This is a genomic window from Paenibacillus sp. P4_A7, assembly GCF_056402455.1.
In genome coordinates this window covers 26,470-35,763 of sequence record NZ_JBFUHJ010000032.1, presented here as the reverse complement: position 1 = coordinate 35,763, position 9,294 = coordinate 26,470, and the positions used below count along the sequence as shown (strand labels likewise).

Below are 9,294 nucleotides of genomic sequence, written 5' to 3'. Positions count from 1 at the left end.
TCCCTTCACTCTACCTACGCCCCCGGTCGTTGAAACGCCGCCGACCACACAAGCCGCAATGGCATCCAGCTCATACATATTACCGTAGTTGTTTGACGCTCCCCCTGTGCGCGCTGCTTCCAGCACACCCGCAAGTCCGTACAAAGCACCCGCGATAGCATAAATCCACATCAAGTTACGTGCTACATTAATACCGGATACATTAGCAGCCTGAATGTTGCCGCCAATCGCATACATATTTTTACCTAGACGAGTCTTATTGAATACAACCCAGACCATGAAAGCTACGARAATAGCGATAAGAACGATATACGGAATGGAGAATTGGCCACCGCCGATAGCTCCTGAGCCTAGCTCTGTAAAATCCTTACGCAAGCCGCCGATTGGCTGTGAATTATTCGGCTCCATGTCGAAATACAGTGAATTCGCACCATAAACCGCGACCATCGTGCCAAGTGTTGCAATAAACGGCGGCACGTTAAACTTCGCTACGATCACACCGTTCAGCAGTCCGACAAGCAAACCAACTACAATAGCAATTACGATCGGGACTGCCAGCCAAAGTTCTGGCATGTTCGGGAAAAACTTGCTTCCATAATCGGGCATTTGCAGCAATGATGCAGATACGACTGCAGTCAAGCCAACTACTCGTCCAGCCGACAAGTCTGTTCCGGCAGTAATGAGTACAAAAGCGGCGCCAAGTGCAATGATAAGCCTCGTCGAGGACTGCACCATCATATCTCTAAGCGTAGTAATAGACAAAAAGTTGGCATCGATAACTGCAATTCCTAAAATCAATGCGATAAGTACAATCCAAATTGCGTTCTGTGAAAATACATTTTTTATTCTCAAGCCTTTAGCTGTATCCATCTGTCATAAACCTCCTTAAATCCTCATCATTAGCCTGTCTGTGCTGCAAGTCGCATAATACTTTGTTCGGTCGCTTCTTTGCTGTCCAAAATTCCAGTTGAGCGTCCTTCCGACATAACCATTATGCGATCCGACATACCAATCAGCTCCGGCATTTCCGACGAAATCATAATGATGCTTTTTCCTTGCTTCGCAAGCTCAATAATAATGTTGTAAATCTCGTATTTAGCGCCGATATCAATACCACGCGTAGGCTCGTCCAGCAGTAATATATCAGGATTGGTAAGCAGCCAACGAGCGAGCAGCACCTTTTGCTGATTACCGCCCGATAAGTTCCGAATAAGCTGATCGACAGACGGCGTTTTCGTCTTGAATTTCTCGACGCCTTTAGCTGCTTCTTTTTTCATTTTCGACTCATTTAGGAATCCAAAACGATTCTGGTACATACCCAGGTTTGCGATGGCCGTATTTTCTGTCACAGACAATACTGGGAAAATACCAGTCACGCGTCTCTCTTCCGTTAGAAGCGCTATTTTATATTTCTTAGCATCAATTGGTGATTTAATAGTGATAGGCTTTCCGTCTTTGTAAATAGCTCCTGATTTCACCGCTCGTAATCCGAACAGCGCTTCAATCAACTCCGTACGCTGTGCGCCTACTAGTCCGCCTACTCCAAGTATTTCTCCCTTGCGCAGCTCAAACGTTACGTCTTTGAAGGAATGCGAGTGCGGTGAAGTTAGACCTTCCACCCGCAGCATGACATCACCTGGAATGTTCGTCCGCTCTGGAAAGCGGTCAGATAAATCGCGACCGACCATGCGGGTAATGATCGTATCAATAGTGAGCTCCGAAGATGCCCATGTACCGATATATTTACCGTCGCGCATAATGGTAACATCATCTGATATCCGCAAAATTTCTTCCATTTTATGTGAAATATAAATGATGGAGACGCCCCGTTCCCGAAGCTTATTAATAATAGCGAATAGATGCTCCACCTCATTGCCGGTAAGCGATGAAGTCGGCTCATCCATCACGATAATTTTCGAATTGAAAGATACCGCTTTGGCAATTTCGAGCGATTGAATTTTGGAGACTGACAATTYACCAACAAGCTGGTTCGGGTCAATCGTCATATTTAAATCTTCGAATAACGCTATCGTGTCACGATACATTTTTTTATGATCAATAAATCGAAAAGGCGCTATGCCCTTCAGTGGAAATCTGCCAAGCCAAATGTTTTCCATCACACTGCGCTGCGGTACCGGATGAAGCTCCTGATGAATCATGGATACGCCATAATTCAATGCATCCTTCGAGTTCTGAATGACAACTTTCTGTTGCTCTAGAAAAATCTCTCCGTCATCCGGATTGTAAATCCCAAATAAGCATTTCATCAATGTAGATTTGCCTGCGCCATTCTCGCCCATTAGAGCATGAACCGTACCAGGACGCACTTTAAGCGTGACATTGTCCAGCGCTTTAACACCCGGAAACGTCTTCGTAATCCCATTCATTTCAAGCATATAAGGATGCTGCTTTTCCATCGTATAGCCTCCTATTCTCCATCCCACCAAGTAATTGGGCGAAAAAAAACAGGGGCAACGCATTTGCCGTCAATCCCTGTTTTTATTGTTCAATCTCTCTTCTCGTACTATTTGCTTTCTTGCGTTACTTTTTGATACGGAATCCAAACATATTTGCCGTCCGTAATTTCAAAGCCCGTGTTTTCTTTCGTCGGCGTTTCACCTGCTGCAAGAACACGCATGAGCTCAACCGTTGCTTTACCTTGGTTTTTCGCATCGTTCAGAACCGTACCAAGCATAGTGCCCTCTTTTAGTGCTTGCTGAGCAGCATCCGTTGCGTCTACGCCAACAACTGGCATAAATTTATCATTTTTGAAGTAGCCCGCAGCTTTCAATGCTTCAATTGCACCAAGTGCCATATCATCGTTGTTTGCTAGAACCGCTTCGATTTTGTCACCTTTGGAAGAAAGAAACGCCGCCATTTTCTCTTGGCCTTTTACGCGATCCCACATAGCTGTATCTTCTGCAACCTTCTCAACCTTAATGCCAGCTTCTTCAATGGCAAGAATCGAGTATTTTGTGCGAAGCTCAGCATCTTGGTGACCTGGTTCGCCTTTCAGCATTACGTATTGCAGTACGCCGTCACCGTTCTTATCGGCTTCCGGATGAGCCTTCCAGTATTCCGCAATAATTTCGCCTTCCATTGTACCGGATTCTTCAGCCTTAGCGCCTACAAAAAACGCTTTGTCCCACTTCGCCAAGTCATCTGCAAGCGGCTCGCGATTAATGAATACAACAGGAATATTTGCCTTTTGTGCTTTGTCTATAATAGTTCCTGCAGCCGTACGGTCAACAGGATTAACGGACATCGCCTTCACTTTTTTTGTAATAAACAAATCAACTTTATCATTTTGCGTTGGCTGTGAGTTTTGGCTATCTACGATGTCTACTGCCAATTTCCCTTCTGCAGCTGTTTTGATCGAGCTCCGTACACCACTCATGAAAGTATCATCAAATTTATATATCGCGACGCCTGTCTTGGGCAAGCTGCTTGTGCTTCCTTCTCCGTTCGAGCTTCCACAGCCTGCAGCCGTAACTGCTAATGCTCCAATAATAAGCCCTGCCGTCCATTTTTTCATGATGTAATCCCCCTAATGAGTTAATTATTTATAACCTCATTATGTCGTAATTAGTTATTGATTCACATATAATATCCTCATCACTTTTATTAATATTCTCATTTATTTATGATTATTGGACGACAGGAAACAATAGCTTTTGATTTTTTAACCAAAACATATTTTGTTCCGTAATGCGCTCCATACTCATTTCCACCTGTGGAGGGACCTTATGACCATTCGCTGCTTCGATTGCTTGCTTGATACTGAGATATCCCATACTAAACGGATTTTGTACAATCAACGTCTGGAGCTGATTTTCCTGAAGCAATTCTAACAGCTCAGGCGAGCTATCGAAGCCGACCAGCTTAATCTTATTGCCAGCTTGCCTGCGTTTAAGCTCAAGTGCTGCTCCAATTGACGTTTCCGAATTAAGCGACACAATACCGTCAATCCCTCCCTTGTCCAATAAGTCGCTAACCTTTTGCTGACATGCGCCATATTCGTCCGAGCAGCGAAGGCTTTCTATGAGACGGACGTCCTGGTATTCCGCGATGGCATCTCGAATTCCCTGCTCTCGCAGTCCACCGTTAATACCTCCTTTGGTGTATCCAAGAATGGCTATATCGCCTTTCCCTCCCAGCTGGTCAGCTATTTCACGAAGTACCTCTTTCCCGGCCAAATAATTATCAACACCAATATAAGATGCGGTTTCGCCGGACGTTAGCTTACTATCAATTGCGATTACGGGAATACGCCGCTTTTTGGCTTCCTTCAGAAAGGGCTCAAATGCCGCATCGGCACTTGCACCAAGCACAATCGCGTCGGGATGCATCTCTAAGGATTGCATCGCCATTCTCAGTTGACCTTCAACATCTCCTTCATCTGCTGGCTCTGAGAGATATAGATCAACTCCGAATTCCTTGACCGCTGTCTGTGCACCCTTCGACACGTTCTGCCAGTAGTCTCCCTTGCTTGTGCGAAGAATAAGCTGAATGGTCTTTCCTGCATTTTTCTGCTCCGGTTCTTCGACACTGGAATACAGCGCAGAGTATAGCAAGAAGGCAGCGACAAAGAGGAGCAGCCAGTGAATGATGTTTCCTTTTTTCTTCAACATGAAGGCCGCTCCTCTCCTTCTATTTGCTCCGGCATAAGAGCCGGGAAAATAATAGTTACGGTCGTGCCAACTTCTTGTTCGCTTTCAAAACGAAGTCCATACGCTGCCCCAAAATAAAGTCGAATTCTTTCCTGGACGTTCGTAACACCTACTCCTGTCCCTTTTGAGCTCAGAACTGTTCCCGTCCGAATTCTGTTAAGCTGCTCCTCCGACATGCCAAGGCCATTATCAATAACCTGAATGACTATCTCACTGCCATTAAGCCTGACAGAAATCGTAATATGCCCTTTATCGACAGAGGGTTCGATACCATGCTCCAGCGCATTCTCAATTAACGGCTGGATGATAAGCTTAAGTGTTACATAAGAAAGCGCCTCTTCCTGGACATCAAATGAAAATTCAAATTTGTTTTTGAAGCGCATTTGCTGAATGATCAAATAGTTTCTTGCATGCTCTATTTCTTCTGAAAGCATAATGAGGCTTTTCCCTTTGCCTATGCTGATACGGAACAGCTTGGAGAGCGAGGTAATCGTTTTAATAACCTCTTCATTTTTGTTCTTGCCAACCATTCGCACGACCGTATTTAACGTGTTGTACAAAAAATGGGGATTTATTTGCGCCTGCAATGCTTCCAGCTCATACTTTCGTCTGCTCTCCTGCTCCGTAACAATGCGGTTCATCAGCTGCTTAATGGTACCGATCATGATGTTATACCGATCTGCAAGGTTTTTAATCTCAAGAGGTCCCTCACCACTGGCAGTCAAATCAAAATCACCGCGTTCCACACTTTTCATGGACAACTCCAAGTGCTTTATCGGCCTCGAAATTCGCCGAGAGACTAAGCTGGACAATAAGAAAACAATGATTACCAGAGCAATGATTAACTGAGACATGGAACGATTGAACTCTGAGCTTGTCATCATGACCTCGTCCATATACGATACGCCAACTACCTTCCAACCGACATTGCCGATGGTTTGAACGCTAATCATTTTCTCTTCTCCATCAGATTGATCAATAAAACTGCCATAAGTATGCTTGAGTGCAAGCTCCACGTTTTYTTCCTTCAAGTTGGCGTAGATGAGTTCAAGTTGTGGATGAAACACAATATTTCCCGCGGATTCGTCCAGAATATACACGTAGCCTTTTTGTCCAAGACTGATTCGCTCAGACAGCTCGTCAATCCGGTTGAAGTTAACATCCATCATCAGAACGCCTTGCACTGCCTTACCATTATGCTGAATTGTGATGCTTTTACTAAACGTTACGACCCATCGRAACTGCTGCTTATACAAATTTTGTACATGGGGAAGTGAGATGGATAAATGACCTGATGTACTCTGTGCTTTTCGAAACCAACTTTCCTCCGCAACTCGCAGCGTTTCCTTCAATTCAACATTTGGCAGGTCAAACAGAAGCTGTCCCTTATCGTCAAACAAAGCAAGTGTCACCGCATCGGTACGCGTGGACATCATCGTCTCTAGCTGACGACTCATCAAATCAGACTTCACCTCATCACTTTGCCCGATTGCATGATGCATCATGTTGAACAGATCAGAAGTAATTTGCACGTAATTTTCGAGATTAAAACTAGCCTGATCGACGATTTGCTGTGAGTTGCGAAATACGTTTTCCTTAGCGGTTGTTGAGAATCGACCATACAATACAATACCGACTACCGAAATAATGAAAACAGAAAACAGCGTGAACRACACGGTTAAAATAAATTGAATGCTTCTGCGCTTCATCACTTCTCCTGCTGAGACAAGCCTTGCCGGTATTCTTTAGCAGACAATCCCGCGTATTTTTTAAAGCAAAGGCTAAAATAGTTAGGATCCGCGAAGCCGACCTTTTCTGCGATTTCGAACGCCTTAAGCTCCGTTGTCCGCAGCAGCTCCTTGGCTGTTTCCATCCGAAGCTGCAGCAAATAGCCTCCGAACGTCATTTTGAGCTCTTTTTTGAACAAACCGCTGAAATAGCCTGCACTAATATGTAATTGCGCGCAAAGGCTTGAAATAGATAAATCACTTTCCTGATAATGACTCTTCGTATAGCTAATGGCATCCTCCACAATTTGTTTATACGTATGCTGCCTGCTGCTTGCGATAAGGCCGCGCACCTTGAAGCATAATTCGCTGAACCATGCTTTCGTTTCCTGCAGGCTGTTCAGCTTCTGATATTGCTTCAAGATATCCCAACCTCCTGTAAAAACATCTTCGGTCTCCTTGTCATGCAGCTTGGTCAATTTGATAATCATCGTTACCATTTCGAGCAAATAATGATGGTATTCATGTACGGGCGCTTGAACGCGAGTAATCTCGTCGAAGATACCATTCAGCACCTCCTCAAGCTCCTTTTCYGTACCTAGCTTGATCGTGCGGACTAGACTCTGCTCCTTCCATTCATCGAAGATAAGCTTCTCATGAACGCGGTTTTCCATATCATTGATACAAATGATCATGTTGTTTCCGAAAATATGTCGATAATCAAGCGCATCAAGCGCCGCCTCGTACGTATATTTCAGGTTGGAGATATCCTGCGTACACGTACCGACTCCGATCATAACCGGGAAACGCAAAAACTTCTCAATACTTTRCAATATTTCCTTAAGCGCGTTTTGCGTTTGCTCCATAATCAGCTCGTTATCCAGCAGCGGACTAACGGTGAACAGTACAACCTGATCTTGATGAATAAATACTTTACCGAGCCCCTGTCTCTGCCATATTTCACTCGCTATATTATTTACGGAAAACAGCTTCAGATCCAGATCTGGAGAAGACGCGAGTGAATAAGAAGCAAGCCCTGCTGCCTCCTCTTTCCCGCCATTATCCGAATGGTTCACAGCGATAATGGATACGACATAGCCCTCACCCTCAAGCTGCAAGCCGTATTTCGTTGCTTTTAGAAAAATGTCGTTTAGCGAATGCTTGCGAGTAATCAAGGAAGAGAGAAATTTCTCACGCAAGATTGGCAAGCTTGTCCGATAATGCTCCTCCAGAAGCTCCATATTACTGCGCTTCTCCCGCTCCTCATCCATTCGCTTCGCTACATTCAACAGCGTTTCCGTGAGCTGCTCAGACGAGAACGGCTTCAAAACATACTCCTCTACTTGTAAATGAACCGCTCTCTTAGCGTAATCAAACTCATCGTGACCCGACAAAATAACGATACGGGTAATCGGATACATCTTCCTAGTCCAGTCCGAGAGATCCAATCCATTCATAAAAGGCATACTAATATCGGTTATGAGCACGTCAGGCTCCATTTTCTCCATGATCTCCATAGCTTCTTTTCCGTTTCCAGCCGTTCTAACCTCCGTGAAGCCGCAGCCTACCCAATCTATTTCTACCATTAGTCCTTCCGTAACTTCCGGCTCGTCATCGACGAGTAACAACTTATACATATAATTCCCCCTACTTCATGCATGACATGTTCAATAGCAGCACATTACAATTACCCATTTTGCCATAAATCTCGAATAATAAATAATAGATGGCTTAATTAGATTATGGTTTGTCTATCTAGCCGTTAATTATTCATTTCTAATGAAAAGTAAAAGAGCCTTCAAAGTGACTACCGAGGCAGCATTCTAATGGCTCTAAGCTTGTTTTACACTATATAATTAAGAACGACGCGGCGCCCCAGTAGATTCCCTTGCAATTAATGTGGGGTCAAATTCCACGGTGACATTTCTTTTAGTAGGATCTTTAATCATTTTCAACAAAATATCAACGCCCTGCCGTCCGATTTTCTCAAAAGGTTGTCGGATCGTACTCAATGCCGGATGGAACTCCTGGGCATAAGTCTGGTCATCAAATCCAATTACAGAGACATCTTCGGGTATGCGAATTCTTGCATTTTTGAATGCATCCATGACGCCAAGCGCCATAAAGTCATCCGCTGCGAACACAGCAGTAGGCAACCTGCCTGACTCAACCCACCGCTTTGCGATATTGTAGCCGGAAGGAATATCATACATACCCTGCTCAATACAGAATGGCTTCAATCCTGCTTCTTCGAGCGCAAACATATACCCTTTTTCCCGCTCTCGACTGCTTAACAACGGAGCTGGTCCACTAATGTGGGCAATTTCGGTATGCCCAAGATCAATCAGATGCTTTGTCGCATCATAGCCGCCCTTATAGTTGTTCACTAATACGGAGGAAACTGAAGTATTTTGCTGTTGGTCGTCAAGAATGACAAACGGAATTTTCCTTCTCTTGAGCTCCATTACGTATATCTCCGAATTAATAGGCGACAGCAGAATCACTCCGTCTACCCGATCCTCCTGAAACATGGATCGATGATACGATTCATCGTCCCCTTGTGAAATAGAGAGCGCAAGGAAATAACCCTGCTCCGCTAAGGTGTCGTTGATCTCTTTGACTACGGCGTCCAGAACCGTATCATGCAATGTAGTTAGCGTCAGTCCAATAATGCCAGTTTTCCCACTTGCAAGACTTCGAGCGGAGGCATTTGGGCGATAATCCAGCTCTTTCATGGCTTGCAATACTTTATCTTTATTATTTTTACGTACGGATGTTGAATTATTAAGTACTCTGGATACCGTTACGACTGACAAGCCCGATTTCTTGGCAACATCAAAAATACTTACTTTCATTACGAACCGCTCCTGTTAATACCATTTATCAATAAGATACCA

At 44.4% G+C, this 9,294-nt stretch carries 7 protein-coding genes; all 7 read right to left on the bottom strand.

The features are described from left to right. Nucleotides 1–870, bottom strand: an 870-nt coding sequence (locus tag AC1DWN_RS07690) for an ABC transporter permease subunit (RefSeq protein WP_477558312.1), incomplete at its 3' end; no start/stop codon positions are given. A gap of 29 nt (nucleotides 871–899) precedes the next feature. After that, nucleotides 900–2,417, bottom strand: coding sequence for a sugar ABC transporter ATP-binding protein (locus tag AC1DWN_RS07685; protein WP_477558311.1), 1,518 nt, complete (start codon nucleotides 2,415–2,417; stop codon nucleotides 900–902). 107 nt (nucleotides 2,418–2,524) lie between these two features. Then, a complete protein-coding gene (locus AC1DWN_RS07680) occupies nucleotides 2,525–3,535 on the bottom strand; it encodes a galactose ABC transporter substrate-binding protein (protein WP_477558310.1) in 1,011 nt (336 codons plus the stop codon). A gap of 112 nt (nucleotides 3,536–3,647) precedes the next feature. Further along, nucleotides 3,648–4,631 carry a substrate-binding domain-containing protein gene (locus AC1DWN_RS07675; protein ID WP_477558309.1) on the bottom strand — a complete coding sequence of 328 codons (984 nt, stop codon included), beginning with the start codon at nucleotides 4,629–4,631 and terminating at the stop codon, nucleotides 3,648–3,650. Further along, entirely contained in the window at nucleotides 4,625–6,379 is a 1,755-nt protein-coding gene (locus AC1DWN_RS07670) for a cache domain-containing sensor histidine kinase (protein WP_477558308.1), read from the bottom strand. Before AC1DWN_RS07670 ends, AC1DWN_RS07675 begins: the two co-directional genes overlap by 7 nt. After that, nucleotides 6,379–8,034 (bottom strand): response regulator, encoded by a 1,656-nt coding sequence (locus tag AC1DWN_RS07665; RefSeq protein ID WP_477558307.1) that lies wholly within the window; start codon nucleotides 8,032–8,034, stop codon nucleotides 6,379–6,381. The genes AC1DWN_RS07670 and AC1DWN_RS07665 overlap by 1 nt, the downstream gene beginning before the upstream one ends. 219 nt (nucleotides 8,035–8,253) lie before the next feature. Continuing rightward, a complete protein-coding gene (locus AC1DWN_RS07660; RefSeq protein ID WP_477558306.1) occupies nucleotides 8,254–9,252 on the bottom strand; it encodes a LacI family DNA-binding transcriptional regulator in 999 nt (332 codons plus the stop codon). Nucleotides 9,253–9,294 lie beyond the last annotated feature (42 nt).

Excerpts from the sequence above, each read along its gene's own strand:
- AC1DWN_RS07680 (WP_477558310.1), bottom strand. The coding sequence starts at position 3,535 with ATGAAAAAATGGACGGCAGGGCTTATTATTGGAGCATTAGCAGTTACG.
- AC1DWN_RS07675 (WP_477558309.1), bottom strand. The coding sequence starts at position 4,631 with ATGTTGAAGAAAAAAGGAAACATCATTCACTGGCTGCTCCTCTTTGTC.
- AC1DWN_RS07660 (WP_477558306.1), bottom strand. The coding sequence starts at position 9,252 with ATGAAAGTAAGTATTTTTGATGTTGCCAAGAAATCGGGCTTGTCAGTC.